The sequence below is a fragment of the Varibaculum cambriense DSM 15806 genome (genome assembly GCF_000420065.1).
Classification (GTDB): domain Bacteria; phylum Actinomycetota; class Actinomycetes; order Actinomycetales; family Actinomycetaceae; genus Varibaculum; species Varibaculum cambriense.
Window position 1 is genome coordinate 840,317 of record NZ_ATUF01000002.1, and the last position, 19,945, is coordinate 860,261.

General features: G+C 51.1%; 16 protein-coding genes. 4 read left to right on the top strand and 12 right to left on the bottom strand.

What is annotated here, in order from left to right; genetic code table 11:
* Window positions 1-84: 84 nt before the first annotated feature.
* The 4 genes from F605_RS0103735 to F605_RS11525 are packed head-to-tail and all read right to left on the bottom strand — an operon-like array spanning window position 85 to window position 4,070.
* Complete coding sequence (locus tag F605_RS0103735; RefSeq protein ID WP_022864571.1) at window positions 85-864, bottom strand: ABC transporter ATP-binding protein; 780 nt, start codon at window positions 862-864, stop codon at window positions 85-87.
* A gap of 4 nt (window positions 865-868) precedes the next feature.
* Window positions 869-1,858, bottom strand: a complete 990-nt coding sequence (locus tag F605_RS0103740) for an ABC transporter substrate-binding protein (RefSeq protein ID WP_022864572.1) — start codon at window positions 1,856-1,858, stop codon at window positions 869-871.
* Between the two features lie 14 nt (window positions 1,859-1,872).
* The gene (locus F605_RS0103745) at window positions 1,873-2,895 is read right to left on the bottom strand and encodes a FecCD family ABC transporter permease (RefSeq protein ID WP_022864573.1); all 1,023 of its coding nucleotides are present in this window, start codon (window positions 2,893-2,895) and stop codon (window positions 1,873-1,875) included.
* Complete coding sequence (locus F605_RS11525; protein ID WP_022864574.1) at window positions 2,889-4,070, bottom strand: prolyl oligopeptidase family serine peptidase; 1,182 nt, start codon at window positions 4,068-4,070, stop codon at window positions 2,889-2,891. The genes F605_RS0103745 and F605_RS11525 overlap by 7 nt, the downstream gene beginning before the upstream one ends.
* Window positions 4,071-4,473: 403 nt before the next feature.
* Between F605_RS11525 and F605_RS0103760 the strand changes: the two genes are divergently transcribed.
* The 3 genes from F605_RS0103760 to F605_RS0103770 are packed head-to-tail and all read left to right on the top strand — an operon-like array spanning window position 4,474 to window position 10,108.
* Window positions 4,474-6,606, top strand: coding sequence for a YcaO-like family protein (locus F605_RS0103760; protein ID WP_244865156.1), 2,133 nt, complete (start codon window positions 4,474-4,476; stop codon window positions 6,604-6,606).
* 34 nt (window positions 6,607-6,640) lie between these two features.
* A complete protein-coding gene (locus F605_RS0103765; RefSeq protein WP_022864577.1) occupies window positions 6,641-8,374 on the top strand; it encodes an ABC transporter ATP-binding protein/permease in 1,734 nt (577 codons plus the stop codon).
* A gap of 6 nt (window positions 8,375-8,380) precedes the next feature.
* A complete protein-coding gene (locus F605_RS0103770) occupies window positions 8,381-10,108 on the top strand; it encodes an ABC transporter ATP-binding protein (protein WP_022864578.1) in 1,728 nt (575 codons plus the stop codon).
* A 129-nt stretch (window positions 10,109-10,237) separates the two neighbouring features.
* Here F605_RS0103770 and F605_RS0103775 read toward each other — a convergent pair whose 3' ends face one another.
* From F605_RS0103775 to hemB, 6 genes are all read right to left on the bottom strand, one after another.
* Window positions 10,238-10,870, bottom strand: a complete 633-nt coding sequence (locus F605_RS0103775) for an ABC transporter ATP-binding protein (RefSeq protein ID WP_022864579.1) — start codon at window positions 10,868-10,870, stop codon at window positions 10,238-10,240.
* A gap of 8 nt (window positions 10,871-10,878) precedes the next feature.
* Window positions 10,879-12,093: an ABC transporter permease gene (locus tag F605_RS0103780; RefSeq protein WP_022864580.1), complete on the bottom strand. Its 1,215-nt coding sequence runs from the start codon at window positions 12,091-12,093 to the stop codon at window positions 10,879-10,881.
* Window positions 12,090-13,376: an FtsX-like permease family protein gene (locus F605_RS0103785; protein WP_244865157.1), complete on the bottom strand. Its 1,287-nt coding sequence runs from the start codon at window positions 13,374-13,376 to the stop codon at window positions 12,090-12,092. Before F605_RS0103785 ends, F605_RS0103780 begins: the two co-directional genes overlap by 4 nt.
* Before the next feature lie 285 nt (window positions 13,377-13,661).
* Window positions 13,662-14,186 (bottom strand): DUF4870 domain-containing protein, encoded by a 525-nt coding sequence (locus F605_RS0103790; RefSeq protein WP_022864582.1) that lies wholly within the window; start codon window positions 14,184-14,186, stop codon window positions 13,662-13,664.
* Between the two features lie 107 nt (window positions 14,187-14,293).
* Complete coding sequence (locus F605_RS0103795) at window positions 14,294-15,907, bottom strand: ribonuclease H-like domain-containing protein (RefSeq protein WP_022864583.1); 1,614 nt, start codon at window positions 15,905-15,907, stop codon at window positions 14,294-14,296.
* A gap of 8 nt (window positions 15,908-15,915) precedes the next feature.
* On the bottom strand, window positions 15,916-16,911 hold the full coding sequence (gene hemB, locus F605_RS0103800; protein WP_022864584.1) for a porphobilinogen synthase: 996 nt from the start codon (window positions 16,909-16,911) through the stop codon (window positions 15,916-15,918).
* A 96-nt stretch (window positions 16,912-17,007) separates the two neighbouring features.
* Here hemB and F605_RS0103805 point away from each other — a divergent pair, with 96 nt between their 5' ends.
* Window positions 17,008-17,211: a hypothetical protein gene (locus F605_RS0103805; protein WP_022864585.1), complete on the top strand. Its 204-nt coding sequence runs from the start codon at window positions 17,008-17,010 to the stop codon at window positions 17,209-17,211.
* A 104-nt stretch (window positions 17,212-17,315) separates the two neighbouring features.
* Here the strand turns inward: F605_RS0103805 and glnA are convergent, their stop codons facing one another.
* Both glnA and F605_RS0103815 read right to left on the bottom strand, forming a co-directional pair.
* Window positions 17,316-18,737, bottom strand: coding sequence for a type I glutamate--ammonia ligase (gene glnA, locus F605_RS0103810; protein ID WP_022864586.1), 1,422 nt, complete (start codon window positions 18,735-18,737; stop codon window positions 17,316-17,318).
* 333 nt (window positions 18,738-19,070) lie between these two features.
* Window positions 19,071-19,943, bottom strand: coding sequence for a hypothetical protein (locus F605_RS0103815; RefSeq protein ID WP_156005247.1), 873 nt, complete (start codon window positions 19,941-19,943; stop codon window positions 19,071-19,073).
* Window positions 19,944-19,945: the final 2 nt, after the last annotated feature.

The following is a 19,945-nucleotide window of genomic DNA, read 5'->3' on the forward strand; positions in this document are numbered from 1 at the left end:
TAAAATCTTTACCTTTCGTAACTCTAACAGGCGTGTTTCCCTGGTTACAGTACACCGTTAGAGCCTGCGGCATTAGCTCACCTGTCAGGTGGTGGATGGCAATGGTTTGAAAATAAATTGTTTGACGTTTCCGTCTTGAACTTCTTTTGCGCTTACGCCATAAACATCGTGGATGAGTTCAGAAGTGAGAATCGTGTCCGGGATACCTTGAGTGTGTACCCGGCCGTTTTTAAGGATAATTGCCTGGTCGCAGTAACGGGTTACCAGGTTAAGATCATGCAAGATTATGACAGCTGTGTCGCTAACTTTCTTGATGATACTAAGAATTTGATGTTGGTACTTGATATCTAGATGATTTGTGGGTTCATCTAGCAGGATACATTTACATTGTTGGGCGAGGGCGCGGGCAATAAGAACCCGTTGACGTTCCCCACCGGAAAGCGTATCCACATAGCGGTCTTGTGCGTAGCTCATTCCAACAGCGTCGAGAGCCTCTTGACAGATTTTATGATCAGCTTCGCTATATCCTTGAATATCCTTACGATGCGGGGATCGTCCCAGAAGAACAATGTCGATTACGCGGGTTCTTTCCATGTCATGCTCGAATTGGGAAACTACTGCGATACGCCGGGCAACTTGACCGGGACGCATTTGTTCTAAAGGCTGCCCGCTGAGGAGGATTCTCCCCTCCGATAGTTTTTGCGCAGCGAACATAGCCCTCATGAGGGTAGTTTTCCCGGAACCATTAGGGCCGGCGATACCTAAAATTTTGCCTTGAGGTACCTCGAAGGAGACCCCGTCAAGAACTTTGGTGTCACCGAAATGGACGCTAGCTTTGTCTATCGTGAGGGGAGAATCATTCATCCGTTTACTTTCCTAGTTTCTTGAGCTGATCAGCCAGTTCAAATGTTCCATAAATCGCGGTGGGGGAGGCATAGGCTACTGCGGATTCCGCATAGATAATGTTGCCATTTTTAACCGCTTTCATGTCCTTGAAGCCAGGAATCTTTTCAAGTCGTTGCATTGAACTTTCTTTGGTGGCTCCGCCCATTCCAGTGAGCAAAATGATTACATCAGGGTCTGACTTAACAAATGCTTCTGGTGCAATAGGGCCTTGGTGCGGATGATAGTTCGGGTCAATAGCACTAACGAGATTAAGGGTCTTATTTATTTCCCCCATCACGCCTTTGTTTCCGTAACTAAATAGTTCAGGATCTTCTCCGTAGTAGTAGGCGTAGGAAACTTTGCGGTCTTTACCGATTTTCTGATTACTAACTTGCTCGAGTTTCTCTTTAAGATCCTTGACTGTGGCATCCGCTTTTTCGGAGGTGCCCATGATTTTGCCTAGCTGAGTAATCTCCGCCAAAGTAGTATTGAACGATTCATCGGATTTTTGATCCGGATAGAAGTAGTTACACTCGGTAGCATCCACAACGGCAGGGATTCCTTTTTCTGCTACCGCTTTCGGAGCGGTGGTTTCGGAACTGAATCCACCTCCATAAGCAAGATCAGGCTTCAGCTTCATGAGGGCTTCCATAGAAATGGATTCCGTTGATAATACTTTGATGCCGTCTGCTTTTTTACCTATCCAAGCTGGCGGTTCTTCACCCCATTCGTTAGCGCGGCCAACAATGGATTTTTCCGCTCCGGCAGCAAAGAGGTATGCCAGACCGGTGACTCCCATCGAGACTACTTTCTTAGGGTGAGTCGTAAACTTCGTTTCCACCCCACAGTTTTTAACCGTGATAGGTTGGTCAGCAGCGGCGCTGGACGATTCTTTTGTCCCGGAGCAGCCAGTGAGGGCGGCAGCTACCAGGCTTACCCCCAGTACGCCAGCCGCAATTCGTTTCTTGATCATTCTTTTCTTCCTTTCTATTTGGAATATTTCTTGATGAGAGCCATTAGCATAGGGGTTCCTACCAGGGCTGTTAGTATGCCGATAGGTAGTTCCGCTGGCCTGATAGCCACGCGGGTGCAGGTGTCGGCGATGACGACAAGCAGTGCGCCACCCAGGGCAGAGATAGGTAACGCAGCTCGGGTGGTGGAACCGACTAGTTGCTTCGCAGCATGAGGAACGACTAGACCCACGAATCCGATGGCGCCGGTAAGGGAGACAAGCACCGCTATAGTGAGCGCCACTATGAGGAATAGGAGGTTTCGATAGAGGCGGGGACTGGTACCCAGTGAGATTGCGGCATCGTCTCCCAGGTTAAGGATGTCAACCCTTCTTCCCCAGATGGTGAAGCAGATTATTGCAATAGTTACCACGCTGCCGGCGATAATAGTGTCATGCCAGGTGGCGTTAGATATTGACCCGAGCATCCAAAACATTACCGATTTGGTTCCGGCCGCGTTTTTAGCCATGAGAGTTATCAGGCTGGTTACTGCTGAGAAAAAGTAAGTTACCGCCATACCTGCAAAAATGATGCGTGTGGGAGTGATTTTTCCTCCGGCAGAAGCTAGCAGGGTAACGAGCAGGATGGAGGCTACTGCTCCCAGGAAGGCACCGAAGGTGATTCCCAATGCAGATAAAATATTGCTAGTTGTTCCGAAAACTATGACTGCTGCGGCGCCGGTGGAAGCCCCGGAGGAAATACCTAGAATATAGGGATCGCCCAAGGGGTTTCGCAGTAACGATTGGGTTATGAGGCCGCATGTTCCCAGTCCCGCACCAACGATTGCTCCCAGAACAGCGCGGGGAAATCTGACCTCCCCGATAATCTGAGTGTCAACGTTAGTGTCAGTAGTTCTTCTCAGCGCGGCAGCGATGCCTTCAAGTGCTGCCGATAATGAAATATCCGTAGCACCCACAATTACAGCCACTATTATTGAGCAGACTAGTGCTAACGCTAAGATAATTCCGAGAACCAGGCGTTGCTTTCTATTCGTCAACATGGTGAATGCGTTGCTTTCATTTTTGTTTCAGATGCTTTTTGGCTGAGATAGCTCCACAGTTTGCGTTCATGGGCTATCCGCTCGCTGGGATCACATGCCCCTTCATGGCCGCCTTTGCTGGAATAACGCCAGTATGTTACTTTTCCTCCCAAATTATTTACCCGTTCGACTAGGGAATCTGCGTGAGAAATAGCGGTGACTGCATCGTGACAGTAGCCAATAATCAGCCAAGATGTGTTGCTTAAACTTTGGGGTGTGGCATCACAGGCTAAGGGATCTTCTTCTTTCATAAAGTTATCCCAATCAGAGGTTTGAGGATCCCCGTACTCGTCTAACCATTGACGGCCTAAGGTTGTTTTCGGCAGGTCTTTAGTGCTGCTGATCGGGACGCGGCATATTACTTGGGATACGAGTTCTGGGTGGGAGATAGTGGTAATCGCTGCCAGCAATGCTCCATGAGACATACCGTGTACAAATGTAGTCTCGGGGGTACAAATATCTTGACGATGCAATTCACGAATAGAGGAGGCTATATCCTCCCTGACTTTGCGTCTTCCTGCTTTAACCCCGGCTTGGTGCCAAGCTTTCCCATATTCAGCGCCTCCTCGGGAGTGAATAACGGCAATGCTGTAACCACGGGTTAACCATTTTGAGTAAATGTCTGGACTATAAAAACTGTGATTGTTTCTTCCGAATCCTCCGTAAATAAATACGATTGTCGGTTGTTTCTCCGTTAACGTTCCGAAGCAGTCTATAGGGATTCGGGTTCCGTCCTCACTAGGGGCCCAAATCTGTCTGCAGGTAAATGCGTTGTCATTTTGGGAGATGTCATTCGTGGCGAAAGTTAGTTCTCCAGTTTTCCGGTCAAGTCGGTAAAGGCGGGGAGCGTTAATAAAGGAGGAGCCTTGTAAATAGAGCTCCTGGTCGAGCACTTTTATCGGTTTAATGTGCTGTCCTAAGGGGAATGATTTTCCAGATTTATGGGTGATGACATCAAAAGTTTTGGTGTCATAAACCAGAGTTTCGCAAGCATCTTGGTAACCGCCATATACCGGGTTAGATCCAGAGGTTTTCCACTGTGGGTAGAAGACACTGCCTTCGGGTAACCGGATCTCACCGCGCACTTTGATGATGTTTTCGCACTTAGGCGGGGATAGTTGCGATATCTGTTTCACCTAACCTCCTTCATTTGTTCCGTAGTTTTATTTCCCTCTTGTGTAAAAGAAGAAACCATGTAAACTGTGCTTAGGTTAGCATAACCTAAGTAATAAGTTAAAGGCTAGCCTCTGAAGTTTCTATCGCTTGAAAGGAGGGGAAATGAACACACTCGAAATCGTAGAGATTGAGGAAGTGAACACCGATCAAATCACTGTTCCTCACTGCCATCACGGTGCCACCCAGCAGAGCTTTGCATGGAGGTAAGTAGATAGGCATCGGGTAAAAGATAGTGCTAAGACGCACTTTACCCAATATTTCATATAGGTAAGAGGATCAGGGGTTATGTGGAAGATTTGTGCGCAAGTAAGGCCTTTGGATACGAATAGATGCGTTCTTACATGTGCAGATGGTCGTGATCTGGTGCTCTCAACGGATGTCAATAGCATCGTGCGCGTCTTAGATGCGGCGCAGGATGTCCAGTCCACTCACCCTTTGGGCACTCCGTTGAAAAAAGCATTAGAAAAACACAGTTGTTTTATCAACACGCATGACCTAGTCTCCCAGACCCCTGATCCTCAATCTAAGGCCAATGCAGAGGTAATTGTCTGCGGTGACCCCACAATTGCGCGTTTAATAACTTCAGAGCTCCAAAAGATTGATGTCACGGCGCGCCTGTCTTCCCAGTCAGTTCGCGAATGTGCATACCAAGTCTTCAATCGCGGCGCCCTGGTGGTGTGCCGCGGAGATGAGCCTGCTCCCGTATTTGCGCAAACTATTGAAGACAATCTCGGACTAAATATTTCAGTGATCACGGTGGATCACACCCCCGACCAACTATTGGTTGGCCCAGCAGTACTTAAAGGGCAAGGTGCAACTTATAGCGACAGTCTTGCTCGTCTCGCCGGAAATGCAGTCAATAGTGCAGTATTTCAAGCAAAAATGGGTAGCCCCGTATGGGGAAGTTTCTTACCGCGCTTAGGTGCAGCCACAAATATGGGGCACAAAGCAGCGGAATTAATTAAAGCTATTACTCGCAATGAAATCGATAACCAGAAATCAACCCCCCTTGACACTATTTGGGCAATTTCCTTGGACGGGGAGCTCGAAGTTCACGCGGTGCTTCCCACGAATTTTATGATGGGCCCTCAGCCTAAATCCCCGATTCACCCTCCCACCTTTGTGGTTGATAAATGCTATGGAATCGTAAAAGAGCTCACTCGGGTACATCACAGTGCCTATATGCCGCCTACATTGCATACTACCCAGGCGCGAACATGTGATTTACGCAGAACATCAACTTATATCAACACTGTATTTTGCCAAGGCTCAACGTTAATCCCCAATGAGCTTGGAGAAGCAGAAAAAGAAGCGCAGATCCACGACACTGAACTAGCGGCTATTGGTGAATCGGTCGAGCGTTATTGCTCTAACCTAATCGATCTCAAACCGGTATTGCATGGTTCTTATCGGGAATTAACGAGAAAAGGATACCCGCTTCTTCATCCGGAAGAACTGGTGCTATTCTCTGCAAACCAATACCAGCACCCCGGATTTCCTTTTGTTCCTTTGACCCCTGACCTGCCCGTAGGGTGGGTGGAAGGTACCTATTATGAGAATGAAGAGCCAGTTTTCGTTCCCGCCTCCTTGGTGTATGTCAACTGGTATACCAACCAGTATCGGCAAGAACCGAAAGTTAACTTTCCAGCGTTTGCTGGAGTAGCTGCAGGAACCAGCAGTGAACAGGCAATATTATCGGGTATCAGTGAAATTATTGAACGGCATGCCACCATGGTGTGGTGGTTGAATACCCAGCCGCTTCCGCACCTGAAATTACCACAGAAATATTTAGATCTTTTTAGCGGGACGAAAGAGCCACTCCGCCCCGCTTTGATCAATCTAGACAACACATTCAATATTCCGGTGCTAGCCGGGGTAGTTCACAATGATGTCTCTAAACTGGTCCACGTTGGTTTTTCTTGTCGCTCGAGCGTTGAACAAGGCGCCTTAAAAGCCTGGAGCGAAGCGCTAACCTTACAAGAGGGAGCTCACGACCTCGCAAACCCCGAAGGGGCACATTGGACAGCAATCCGTAAAGGTCTACTTCCTGGACGTTCATATAAGAAATGGCGCCGTGACCGCCGCTATCTGGATGACTTCCGTGAGGATCTCAAAGATGTAGATGACCTCCTAATTCAGCAAGAAGTCTTTCTAGATCCTCGCGCGGTAGACAGGGTGAAACCACTGCTGGACATACCAGCAACCCGCAGTATTTCATCTGTGCCACAGCTGAAAGATAGCCAACTAGCTAGTTATATAGAGCGTATCCACGCCCGGGGTATGCGGGTAATTACCGTTGATATCACCTCTCGCGATGTCGCTTCTTGCGGACTGCATGTGATCCGCACATTAATTCCCGGCACGATCGGCAATACTCCTGCCGCATTTCCCTACCTGGGGCGCAATATGGTGGCAGAGGAAGCAGTACGGTTAGGATGGGTGGATTCGCCAAGACCTGAAGGTAGCATGAACCCCTTCCCAATGCCGCACGCGTAGAACCGATACCGTTGTTGAGAAAGGAAAGGCGATTGTGTTCGCAAAGCAGCGTTTAGTTATGCGCGCCGCCGGAGTCTCCGTGTGGCTACTGGCCCCCGCCATGATGTTGGGTGTCCTGGTGTCTTGCTTATATATTGCAACCGCGGTGTGCAACGCCATGCTTTTCAATGAGCTATTGAGCTCTCGCCGGGTCTCCACAGTGGTGGGACTAATTATAGCTATAGCCGGTTTGCTCTTAATCCGTCCGTTACTTGAGGTCAGGGGACAGCTTCTACAAAATCGAGCGGGACTAGTGGTGAAAAGCCGCTTACGGCAGGCACTTCTAGAGCAACTAGATGCGCGCGGACCGATGCGGGGAGGACTGGGGCGTTCTGGACAAATACAGTCGGTTCTCACTGATGGGGTTGAGGCGATCGAACCCTATTTCGTCAAGTATTTCACCCAACTGGCGGTCACTGCTCTAACCGCGATTGGTTTAACAATTGCTATTGCCAGCATTTCTCCCCTGATTGCGGGAGTTCTTTTAGTCTGTGGAGTCGCGATTATTGCTATTCCCCGATTATGGGATAGAGCTCTTGCTGATCGCGGACAATCGCATTGGGTGGCGTACGAAAATCTCAATGCCGATTTCGTGGATTCTATGATGGGAATGTCCACTTTGAAATCTTTTGAGGCGGCTAAAGATCATGGCAGCCAATTAGAAAAACAGTCCAGCCAGCTGCTGAACACTACTATGGGGCAGCTACGGCTTTCCTTGGGAGAAACGGGCCTATCAGGAATGATGAAAGTGCTCGGTCCTGCTCTCGGGCTCGTGATCGCAATTTCTTTGATTACTTCCAAGTCGATGCCGATTAGCTCGCTATTTGTGGTTACGCTGCTAGCTATCGAACTTTTCCGCCCGTTTACTGCCTTATCGGCATGTTGGCATGAAGCGTTTTTCGGTATTTCCGCGCTGCCAGCTATGAGCGAGTTATTTGAACAGGAGCAAACTTCTGCCACTACCCGCAAATCTCCGCAAAACATGCCTCGCAGTAACGAAGTATCTTTCGTGGATATCTCCTACACTTATCCGGGAGCTGCCGAGCCGGCTCTTGAGCAAGTCACTTTCGTTGCACCTGCAGGTAAAACAACCGCTTTGGTGGGGCTGTCAGGTTCCGGAAAATCCACTGCGCTCGGGTTATTAATGGGTTTCGATCACCCTGATAGTGGAAGTATCACAGTGGGAGGGGTTTCAGCGGATAGTTTGGAGATTGCGCGTACCGTCACCCTGGTTCCGCAAGACCCGATTATTTTTCCAGGAACAGTAAGGTCAATTTTGGCCGAAGCTAATCCCAAGGCGGATGAAGCAGAGATGATGACGGCTCTCAAGCTAGCCTGTGCTACAAACCTGCATCCCGATAACAATCCTGATTCTGGTGACAATATTCTTGATTTAGAAATTGAAGAACATGCTCAGAACCTTTCGGGAGGACAAAAACAGCGGCTGGCGATTGCTCGGGCTCTGGTTCGCAAATGCCCGCTCCTCGTACTCGATGAATCTACTTCTGGTCTGGACACCCAAACAGAAACAACGGTTCTGACGAATATTCGCAAAGCGTACCCGAATCTCACTTTATTGCTGGTTACCCACCGTATTGACGCTGCTGAGCAAACAGATCATGTAGTGGTAATGGGACATGGGAAAGTGCTTTGTAGCGGGAATCCCTGTACGTTAAGCCAGGAAGATAATGCCTGGTCAAGATTGATTAGTGCACAGATAGGAGCCTAGTCGACTATGACCTTAGTTTTCAGTAATTTCCTTGCACTGATGAAGCGGCTACGCGAATGTGTTCCCCTTTTCGTAGCCGCCACTATTGTGACTGCACTTGCCCAAATTAGTGTTGTTGGGGTTGCGGTCAGTTCAGTATGGATATCTACGCAATTCATATTAAACCGTACGAATAATCTGAACCTGCTGTTCGTTATGATGTTTACCCTGGTGGTCGTGCATGCCGTGAGTACCCTCTTTGAGGTTTGGTGGTCACATGAAGTTGCTTACCGGATTCTACACACCTTACGGGTGCATATTTATAACGCTATCGAACGAATCGCGCCCTTAGGGTTGCAAGGGAAACGTACCGGTGATGTGGCATCGGCTGCCATGAATGATGCGGAACAGCTGGAATGGTTTTATGCGCATACGGCCTCCACTGCCATCTGCGCCATTCTCACTCCAACTTTATTCACCGGGGTGCTGGTGAGTTTTATTGGTCCGATTGGACTGATAATGCTGCTACCAACTGCAGCTATGATTGCATTCCCTTTCGCCCTTATGTCCATACAACGCCGGCAAGGTAAAAAATTACGTTATCAACTAGCCCAGTTGCGTATTGCAGTTCTGGATTCTATTCAAGGGCAAAGGGAACTGCGATCCTTGGGGATGGTGGATAAACAAAATGCGCAGATCTTGGATCTAACACGAAAAGTGCAGGTAACTAAGAATTCGCAAACGATAAGAAAAGCCTGGGAATCAGCTTTTTCTACGATTGCAACCACAGTCGGATCCACGATTTTGCTAGTCATTCTAACTGGATGGGTACTGACCGGACATTTGGATTCAGCTTTGTTACCAGTTGCGGTGGTGCTAGCGGGTCTCGTACCAACCCCCGCGACAACGCTAGTGGGCATGCTGGGAAGAGTAGGAGAAATTGGGGCATGCGCACACCGGATTAATACCATTCTTAACGCTAAGGATCCCATCCCCTCCATCCCGGAAACCAATCATGTAGAATACGAGGCAGAAACAAATCATTTAGTTAGCGACAATACGGTTTTTTCCTATCAGGCAGGTACGCCAGTTATTAACCAAGTTAACTTAACCGCAACTCCTAAACGCTCAATCGCTATTGTCGGAAAATCAGGGGCGGGGAAAACTACCCTAGCCAATCTGGCTATGCGTTATCTTGATCCTCAGGAAGGCGAACTGCGTTTCGATGGGAGAAATCTTCGCTCCTATCAACCAAACCAATATCGCGAAAGACTGGCTCTTGTTCCCCAGGACTGCCATATTTTTGCCGGAACTGTGCGAGACAATCTTGTTTTAGCTAATCGGCAGGCCTGTGATGATGATATTTGGGCAGCTCTTGCCGAAGCTGATATCAGTGAGCTGATTACTTCTTTAGGAGGATTAGACGCGAAAGTCGGGGATCGGGGAACCACGCTCTCGGGTGGGGAACGTCAACGTATCGGGATTGCTCGTGCTTTTCTTCGGCGTCCCGACATGCTTATCCTCGATGAGCCGCTCGCTAATATTGATCCGTTCCTCGAAGCCTCCATTGCCAAAAATATTCGTAGCGCGAGGGCTGACCGTACTACTATCGTCATTGCCCATCGGTTGGCTTCTATTCGTATCGCGGACCATATCGTAGTTCTTGATGGTGGGCGCGTGGTCGCGGAAGGGACTCATCAGGAGCTTAAAGATCAGCCGATTTATAGAACGCTTTTAGGGCAACAGATAGCTTAGTTACCGCATAAATCAGTAAATAGGCGAGCTAGTAGTTAGCATTTATCAAGGTCTGCCTATAGTCGCAGCAAGGTGCTAGTGAGAATTTCTTTACATTGCTCTGAACGTAAACACTTGACTACTGGCAGGTCACGCCACCACTAGCTTGCGGCGATTTAGGCGTAACGTAACGTCGGCGCTGCGGGCAAGTTGGCGCGAATGAGTCACCACGATCACGCATTTATCTTGTTCATGTGCGGCCCGCTGCAAAATCTCGATTACTTCGCGGGCGGTATCCTCATCCAGATTCCCGGTAGGTTCATCCGCCAAAATAATCGGAGCCCCCGACACTAGCGCTCTCCCAATCGCTACCCGCTGCTGCTGACCTCCAGAAAGCGCCATTACGCTGCGCCGTGTCTCCTTTTCAGACAGCCCCAGCTGGGTCAAAGTATTGATCCCGGCTTTCCCGTTCACCAGCCGCAGATTCTCCAGCGGCGTCAAATAATCAATCAGGTTATAGTTTTGGAAAACCAGCGAAATCTGCTTTTTGCGGTGCTGGGCATAGCCAGTTTCCGCAATATCGGTACCATCAAAGCGCACTGCCCCGGAGGTGGGTTTATCCAATCCAGCCAGCAGGTTCAGCAGGGTGGATTTTCCAGCTCCCGAGGCGCCTACAATCGCATAAAACTTCCCGATTTCGAAGTCGGTGCACACGTCCGACAGGATCTGGGTGCTGGTTCCCGGATACACATATTCAAGGTGGTCTAACTGCAAAATACTCATAATCTTTCCTAACTAATTTTGGCGAGAATAGCTCGCGGGGTTTGACGAAGCAGGGGAACGGTCGCTAAAAGTAGCGCCACAAAAGTAATCACATATCCGAGGACGAGGGCGGCCAGGATACTCCCGGCGCTCCCGCTAGCTGACAGGGCGGATAAAGACGGGCTGGCGGACTTGGCAAAGACCAGGGCAGATACCTTCCCTGACAGCAGAAATCCCAGGACCGCTCCGATAGCGCTGCCTATTAGCGCCAAGAAAGCGGCCTCTACGGCGAGTTGCCCCAAGATATTCGCTTTGGTTTTTCCTACAGCCAGTAGCACCCCGATCTCGCGGGTGCGTCCGCGGATCCAAAAGATCATTATCAGGGCGAGGGCGGCGAGCCCGGCTCCACCGACTCCCACAGCCAGCCCGGTGAGCAGCTTATTTACCCCCGAAAGGGTAGCCAGCACCCCCGCAAATTGGGCGGCATTAGATTCGAAATTCAGCTCCGAATCCGTCTGTTTAGCCCCGCGCAAAGCCGCCGGTAACTCGGTGGCGTCCCCGGTAAAGTACCTAGCGGTGGTCAGTTCTTTTCCGCCCAGGCGCTGACTGCTTTTTAGGTCCGTAAAAATCTGATTCTCGGAAGCCCCGGCGGGTAGTCCTCCCGGATTCTCAGTTTTTCCGCTGAAAACCCCTACTACCGGCACTTTTACTGCATTTCCCTTGGCGTTCAGGCGTAGATGGCTGCCAACACGTAAACCATTACGCTGGGCGAACTCGCGGTGAATCAGGGCGCCTCGTTTGCTGGCTGTCAAATGTGTGCCACTTTCTAGCCGGTACAGCCTACCCATAAAAGACGGATGCAAATGACTATTAGTTGTCCCGATAATCCCGGCATCCCCGGCAAACTCGGCGTCAAGTTGCACCCCGGAAGCGGTAGTTACCAGCTGCGCGCCCTCGGGTTTAGCTAAAGTTTCTTTTTCGAAAGCCGAGCGTTTTACCTGTGGTAAGCGGTTCAGCTTTTCGGCTTGCGCTAGAGAGACATTGCCACTATTGCTGTGAGCAGTGAATCCCGCGTTCACCCCGGAGTTAAGCGCCCCGGAAATCCCGGCCACCTGCGCGCGCACTCCTGACTGGGAAATCAGCGCGGTAAAAACTACAGCCATGATTAGGGTGAGCAGCAAGGCGCGGCGGGGGCGGCGGCTCAGCGAATACCAGGCGCGTCGCCAAATGCTAAGAGATTTCATTTGATATCCACCAAGAGGGCACGCGGCGGGCGGCGCAGCATCGGGAACGATGCCGCCAATAGACAAAGTACGCCTACCAGCAAAGTTAGTAACACGGCAGTAACCACCGAGGGCGTAGATAGGGACACCGCTAGAGCATCCAGGGTTTTAGTCGCCGCCGAAGATTCCATATCGGCGCCTGCCTGCCCGGCCTGAGCCAATTCTTGCATTAGTGAACTATTGACCGAGGCCAATGCGGAATTGCCCAGCCATTGCGCGACTGCTCCAGAAATAAAGAACGCCAGCACAAACGCAGGGATCGCGGTAATCATCAGTTCACACAGGTATTGCGCGAAAATACTGGCCTTGGAGGTACCGACCGAGAGCAGCACCCCGGTTTCCTTCTTGCGTTCATTCATCCACAGGAACAACACCAAGGTTAAAATCAGTAACGCAAACCCGAAGGCCACCATCTTAGTGGTGCTCATCAGGGAATTTATCCCGCTCAGCGCCCCGGTGATTCCTGCTAAATACTGGGTGGCGGGCGATAGTTGGTAGTTACGCCAATCAATCTTGAGGGAGCCGGCCTTCTTTTCTACCTGCTCTAAGTCTTTTTCGGAAGCCACGAAGAAGTTGGCATCCTGATAAATCTCATTATCCTTGTTCATCTGGTAGAGGGCGCGGGTGGTGTCCAAATCCGTGTAAACGGTATTTGCAAACAGTTCGCTGCGCTGAGCTGCCTGTCGGGTGTTGGAGCCCCGCACTAGCCCTACGATCTCCATTTCGGTTTCCGCAGTAGATTGTCGCATATTATCGACGTCATAGGGGTTGCCTTTAAGTTTCAGCTTGCTACCGAGTTTCAGGCCATTAGCTTTCGCTAAATCTTCATGGATAATCGCCTTATGGTGATCACCAGGTCGCAAATGCCTTCCCGCCACCAGGGTTAACGCCCCGGAACGAAAGTTATTGTCGATATCGGTGCGGTTGACTCCCCACACGTTCACCGCATTACCAAACTGGGCTTCCTTCTTTTCGTCATAGTCATTGGTTCCCAGTTTTTGGGTTTGAGCCCCAACTAAATCAGCGGTCACGTTTTGCCGGGCTACATAGTTTTTAACCTCAGGTAGCTTCGCGATTTGGGCGATATCTGCAGGTTTAACGGTTCCGGCTCCCCGCGGGGTTCCCTGGTTGAACTGGGGGTTATTCCCGAGGACGAAGCCGGCTCCCGCCTTGGCCTCTACCTTCGCGCCCTCGCGCGCACTCGCCCTCTCGATGGCATCCGCCGACATCAAAACGGTGGCCACTAAAGTGAGCACTGCGAAGACAACAATAGTTCTAACTGGTTTTCTGACGACGTATCGCCAAGCTCTTCCTGCAAAGGACAAATCCAGATCCTTTCAAAACAACCCAAGCACAACTTAGGTAACCCAAATAAACAAATGTTAGCTTTTCTATCCGGGCTGAAAGAAGCCTGGGTCTAGGACAGTAAGAATCTGGAAATTCTAGAACTGGGAAAAGGAAAAAACCTTTCACCAGGGAATAGTCTTGAAAGTGCCTTGGGTCACAAAATGTTGGCGACTCAGAAAAGGTTAGTCCAGCAGGTTAATCCCGAAGGGGTAGTGGTAAAACTCTTTATCGGAGGCTTTAACGGCGCCTTTAATCGAGCACACCAGGGTCATCACGAAAATAACGATAAACGCGATGATGGACAGGGGTATCAAAATGATGGTGAAGCAGAGTACCCAAGCCACCACGGTGGCGATGGTCATCGCCAAGTTAAAGTTAAAGGCACCGGCCGCCGCGTTACGCACGAAAGGACTTTTATCTTTATAAATAAACCAAACGATGAGGGGGCCTACAAAGGTAAGCCAACCGGCAGAAACAACCATGGCGATTAGTGCTGCTAAATGAGCCAGAATCGCCACCGTACGTTCATCGGCACTGATGTTCCCGCCGCCATTATTAGACCGGGGTGGGGTAGGCAGTGGGGCGGAAGAGGACGGGAAGCTCTCTTGGGAAGCAGATTGCGGGTAAGAGGGGTTGGGGGATCCAGTCTGGATCCCGGGAAGCTGCTGATTTTCGAAGTTACCGGATTGGGGTTGATTATCACTCATACCTCTATTTTCCCATGGGGATAGGTTCGACGGAAGTAGTGCTAGCTGTAATTTTTCTTCAGCGAAAAGCACAGCTTAAAGCGGAGCGGGTGGAGCCAGAGCGTAGTTTATTTGGTGGTTAGGGCGGCGGGATCCAGCTTTGCCCTCAGGCGGGGGCGGCGGCGTTGAGCGATTAACCAGTGGTGCAAAAGTGCCGTTGAACAGCAGTCGTACTCGTTATAGAGGGCGAGAAGGCGCAGCTGCTCGGCAGCATCAACGCTAAGCTCGGCTCCCGGATCGAGGGCGCCTGCTCGCGACAGTCCGTCATAGACAATTACCGAATCCGCGCCGTTATCCAGATCCTCTGAACGCATCCAAGACCCCATATAGAACGGTTCCATCTCTTTAAGGGAATAGCCGCCTTGACCAGTGCGAATAGCTGACTGTACCACTTGCTGCAGGTCCCGCAGGGGGCCGTCTCCGGCCAGTAGATCACGCACCTCGCCTTGTAGTAATCCGTGCCGGGAGGATAAACGCTGCAGGTAGAGACGTTCTTGTGGAGAATAATGGTAGATATGCATCTGCGGGAAGCGCTGGAAACGTTGGCGCAAGAAATCCAGTAGGTCAATCAGCAGCTGGCGTTCCTGAGCGCGGTTATGCGCCCAAAACCTTCGATATTTTCCGCCGATGCGCGTTGACAGTTCCCCCACTTCCTCCGCCATGTTTAGGGTGTCTGCTGCCGGTAGCGATTCTTGGCCGCGAATCGGTAGCGCCGGGGTTAAAGTTTTTTGTTCGCCCCAAGAATCTTGATCGCAGCAGACCAGCCCGCCCAGGTAAATCAGCCCGGTGTGATCTTTTAGGGTCCAGCCCCACAGGGAGTCGTTCTCAAAATCTAAATACACATCCCCCGGGTGAGGCTCAGGAAGAGCCATTAGCGCTGGGGACAGGGGGTTAGTTTCTAGCAGTAGTTCTCCTGGATGCTGCGCCACCTGCAACTGGGCTTGTCGGATTAGTTCCGGGCTATATCCACTAGGGGGATTGGCGGCGAAAGCGCTGGCAGTAAAAATATTTTCGTGACGCAGCTCCCGGCGCAGGCCCGGACCTACCCCGCTGATCAGCAGGGGATCATCATAACGCTCCAGTGCCCAACGGCAGTGCGTACAGCTACCGCAAACCGTGGCGAGGGCGCGCCAAGCCTCCTCGGGGGTAGCAGACAATAAAACCTGGTCACCTGCTAATTCCCGTGCCTGGTCAGCGATGGGTTCCCACAGCTCTTCCAGTTCATCCAGAGGAAAATCTACGGTCTTGCCATCAGCCAGTAAGATCTGGGCGTAAGGGGCAAGTTTTGCCGCTAAAGCGGGAAAATCTGCGTTTAATAACTCCTGATTATGCCGAGCTAGATGCGCATAACCAGCTAAGAGGTTCACCGAGTCTTGCCGGGCATGGGCAGAAAAGCGCGCCATCTGCAGCACCCAGGAATCGTCCTCGTAAACCAAGAAAGGGAGCGTTCCGTTCAGATCTTCGGCGGTTAATTCCAAGTCAGTTTGGAAAACTCTCCCGGCCGCCCGATATTTCGCCGCTAGTTTTTCATCCTCGCCGCTAGTTAAATCCCCGATATAGCGGTGAAAAACATCGGGGGATTCCAGCTGAGTATTGTCGGTGAGGTAGCACCAAAGCCGCCACTGACAGTTGGCGGCGTGTGCCACCTCGGAAACTGCAAGCAGGCGGGAAGAATCAGGCATTGACTAGGCTAGTTGTCTCGCTGCGCGTACTCTAGCGCCCAATAGGTTAAGACCATATCGGCTCCGGCACGCACAATCGCGTGCAAGGATTCGTCAATGGCGCGCTCGCGGTCAATCCACCCATTAGCTGCTGCTGCCTCTAACATGGCATATTCCCCGCTGACCTGGTAGGCCGCGACTGGAACCGGGGACATTTCCGCCACATCGGCCAGTACATCCAGATAGTAACCGGCAGGTTTCACCATCACCATATCGGCGCCCTCGGTTAAATCTAGCTGGGTTTCAAATACGCCCTCCCGGCGGTTACGGGGATCTTGCTGGTAAGAGCGCCGATCGCCCTCTAGAGAGCAGGCAACCGCATCCCGGAACGGACCAAAGAAAGCGGAGGCGTATTTCGCGGAGTAAGCCAATATTACGGTGTCGGTGAATCCAGCATCGTCAAGAGCCGCGCGAATCACTGCGATCTGGCCGTCCATCATCCCGGAAGGTGCCACCATATGGGCTCCGGCGCGTGCCTGACTGAGCGCCATTTTTGCGTACAGCGGCAAAGTGGCATCGTTATCGACTTGACCGTCGGCGGTGACTACCCCGCAATGTCCGTGGCTGGTGAACTCATCCAGGCAGGTGTCTGCCCCCACCACCAGGTCATTTCCTACTTCTTCGCGCACCGCGCGAATACCGCGATTCAAAATTCCGTTCGGATCCCAGGCGGGGCTGCCTTGCGCGTCCTTATCGGCGGTATTGGGAATCCCAAACAGCATGATCCCGCCTACTCCGGCTTGTACGCACTCGGCGGCCAGTTCGCGAATCGACTCGACTGTATGCTGGAAAACCCCCGGTAGAGAAGGTATCTCTACCGCTTCCTCAATGCCGTCTCGTACAAACGCGGGCAGCATCAGCTGGGAGGGACTGACCCGAGTTTCCGCGATTAGGTTGCGCATTGCGGGGAAAGCCCGCAGGCGGCGAGGACGAATAGTTGGTTTCAGCAAAAAATCATCAGTCATTTTTTCTCCTAGGTATCTGCAATGATTTTAACCCACTCATGATGCTAGGTGTATGTTAGTACAGTTAACCGCCGCAACCAGAAAGGAAGGCACAGCATGCTGAAAGTTTTTGCCTGGATATTCACTATCCTATGTGTAGTGTTGCTGGCTGTAGGGGCGCTGATTCTTTATGTGATCGACACCGACAGCAGTTTCCCCTTTGGCGGCGGAATCATGGTGCTGGCCGCCCCAGTTTTCGGGGTGATTGGCTGCGTATTGTGGGGAGTGGAAATCACTAAAACTAATCGCGACGAAAAGTAAAGGTTGTAATAGTAATAATCCGCCCCCGCGGCCTCAGAAAAAATAATGGCTTTTGCCTACAATTTTCCGAGGCCGCGGGGGCGGGATTTATTTAGCAAACAGACCTAAATGTCGTAGTAAAGCTGGAATTCATAAGGATGCACCACCTGCCGCAGCGGGGCCACCTCATTTTGTTCCTTGTAGGCAATCCAAGTGTCAATCAAGTCCGGGGTAAATACCTCACCTTCAGTCAAGAAGTCCTGGTCAGCGCGGAGTGCCTCTAAAGCTGCATCCAGAGAACAAGGCAGTTTCGGAATGTCATGATATTCGGCTGGCGGCAGCTCATAGAGATCCTTATCGATGGGAGCTGGCGGCTCTAGGCGATTTTGAATCCCGTCAATCCCCGCCATCAGGCAAGCCGCGAAGGACAGGTAAGGGTTCGCGCTGGGGTCAGGAACCCGGTATTCCACCCGTTTAGCTTTCGGGGAAGTGCCAGTCACCGGAATCCGGATACAGGCAGAACGGTTACGCGCCGAATACACCAGGTTAATTGGAGCCTCAAAACCGGGAACCAGCCGCCGATAAGAGTTAACCGAAGGGTTAGTGAACGCCAGCAGGGCGGGCGCGTGCTGCAGCAAGCCCCCAATAAAGTAACGAGCTAGGTCAGAGAGGGAACCGTAACCGGTTTCGTCATAGAACAGCGGCTCGCCCTCTTTCCAAAGCGAAAAATGGGAGTGCATCCCGGAGCCGTTATCGCCCGCCATCGGCTTGGGCATAAAGGTGGCGGTAACTCCCGCCTCCTGCGCAGCGTTTTTAATCAGGTACTTGAACTTCATCATGTCGTCACCCGCCGCCATCAGCGAGTTGAAACGATAGTTAATCTCGTGTTGCCCCCCGGAGCCGACCTCGTGGTGGGAGCGCTCTACCTTTAACCCGGAGTCACTGAGTAGCTTCACCATGTAATCGCGCAGGTCACAGAACTTATCGGAAGGCGCTACCGGGAAATAGCCGCCCTTCAAAGGAGTCTTATAGGCGAGGTTTCCGCCCTCTTCCTCCCGGCCGGTGTTCCAGTAGCCTTCAACAGAATCCAGTTTCACGAAAGTGTCATAAGGCTGGGTTTGGTAACGCACCGAATCAAAAAGATAAAACTCGGCTTCAGCCCCAATAAAGCAGGTATCGGCGATTCCCGTAGAACGAAGATAGGCTTCCGCTTTAGCAGCCACCTGACGAGGATCGCGCGGGAAAGGCGCATCGGTGAAAGGATCCACGATGGAACAGTTCACCACCAAAGTGGGGCAAGCGCGGAACGGATCCACATAGGCATCAGACACATCGGTTATCAGCTTCATATCCGACTTATCGATCGAGGTGAAACCGCGAATCGAGGAACCATCGAACATCAACCCGTTTTCCAGGGCGTCCGCAAACTGGTCGGCGGGGATCGTAAAATGCTGACTGGTGCCAATCAGGTCGCAAAAACGGATATCAATCAGTTCGATACCCTGGTCGGCAACAAATTTTAGGGCTTCTTCGTGGGAGTTAAACAATCGTTCCTCCTTGGCTTAGCCGTGCGGCGTGCGGATAAGAAAACTAAAAAAAGCATACCGCGCCGAGGCGCTGCAGCGAGATTCTCGCCCAAAACCGTGGGCAGTTTCGCAAATATTTCCCGAGGGCGCGGCGGAGTTTTCCTGGAACTGACGCGAATCCCCGCTGCCGCGATATTCAAGATAGCGTCAGGGCAGCGCGGAAGAGAAATCACCCATGCCCTCATCGGAAACTAGTGCGCACGTTTTTTATGTGGAGCAGTTGCCGAGGAGGTAGCTGCAGGTAACTACAGAAATCACCAGCCGCTACCTGCAGGAACAGGTCATCAGCAATACCTAGTTGCCGATATCTTTCAGTTTGACGTTCTTGAAATCAATGTCGAACTTGATGTCTTTACCCGAAAAATCTACGTTCTTGAGGACGAAAGCTTTATTCAAATCCATCGGGATTTCTTCCTTTTTCATTCCCATATCAGCAGGATTTAGCTTTTGCCCCATGAACTCGTCACTACCGTTGATCATGAACTTGTCGGGGACTAGGAAAAGTTTTCCAGATTCTCCCGACTTTCCGGGTTCAAACTGCATACGCATCACGACCTGGAACCTTAGTCCATCCTCGGTGCCTTCGGCGGTGATCTTATTCCCTTCCCGTTTCATGGTTAAGTTGGGGTCAGTCATCATTTTGTCTAGCTCTTCCCCAGGCATACTAAAAGATATATTCCCCTTCTCAATCAGGGGATCGTCCCCACCCTTGAGACCGTAAGCATCGAGCTTAAAATCTTTTATCTTCAGCTTGTCCTTTTTACCGGCATTCTGCTTACCGAAAGATCCTTGCTTAAATTCTCCTTCAGCAGCAGTAACCTTCGCGTGCCGGTAATAGTCTTTAAAGTAGCTAATCAGCATGGGGGAGGAATCTATCTCCGTCTGCACCTTAGAAAAGCCTTCACTGGTGAAACTGGATTTGAGATTATCTTCTTGGGTTTTGGCAACTACCGCATTAGCGACAAATAACCCGACCAACGTGACAACTAGTACCGCCACAATCACGATGGTGACAATCAAACCAGTCTTGTTCTTCTTGGGAGGTACAGCCGGCGGCAGGGGTGAGGCGGGTATTTGCGGGTTTACCGGTGAAAATTGGGGGCTTTGCGGTATCGGGGAACCTTGGGGAACGGGGTTTTCACTATTAGGCTGGGGTGTATAACTCATGC

What these genes read in the sequence shown, in the direction of transcription:
- F605_RS0103735 (WP_022864571.1), bottom strand. Translation starts at nt 864, where the DNA reads ATGAATGATTCTCCCCTCACGATAGACAAAGCTAGCGTCCATTTCGGT.
- F605_RS0103740 (WP_022864572.1), bottom strand. Translation starts at nt 1,858, where the DNA reads ATGATCAAGAAACGAATTGCGGCTGGCGTACTGGGGGTAAGCCTGGTA.
- F605_RS0103745 (WP_022864573.1), bottom strand. Translation starts at nt 2,895, where the DNA reads ATGTTGACGAATAGAAAGCAACGCCTGGTTCTCGGAATTATCTTAGCG.
- F605_RS0103770 (WP_022864578.1), top strand. Translation starts at nt 8,381, where the DNA reads ATGACCTTAGTTTTCAGTAATTTCCTTGCACTGATGAAGCGGCTACGC.
- F605_RS0103775 (WP_022864579.1), bottom strand. Translation starts at nt 10,870, where the DNA reads ATGAGTATTTTGCAGTTAGACCACCTTGAATATGTGTATCCGGGAACC.
- F605_RS0103780 (WP_022864580.1), bottom strand. Translation starts at nt 12,093, where the DNA reads ATGAAATCTCTTAGCATTTGGCGACGCGCCTGGTATTCGCTGAGCCGC.
- F605_RS0103790 (WP_022864582.1), bottom strand. Translation starts at nt 14,186, where the DNA reads ATGAGTGATAATCAACCCCAATCCGGTAACTTCGAAAATCAGCAGCTT.
- F605_RS0103795 (WP_022864583.1), bottom strand. Translation starts at nt 15,907, where the DNA reads ATGCCTGATTCTTCCCGCCTGCTTGCAGTTTCCGAGGTGGCACACGCC.
- hemB (WP_022864584.1), bottom strand. Translation starts at nt 16,911, where the DNA reads ATGACTGATGATTTTTTGCTGAAACCAACTATTCGTCCTCGCCGCCTG.
- F605_RS0103805 (WP_022864585.1), top strand. Translation starts at nt 17,008, where the DNA reads ATGCTGAAAGTTTTTGCCTGGATATTCACTATCCTATGTGTAGTGTTG.
- F605_RS0103815 (WP_156005247.1), bottom strand. Translation starts at nt 19,943, where the DNA reads ATGAGTTATACACCCCAGCCTAATAGTGAAAACCCCGTTCCCCAAGGT.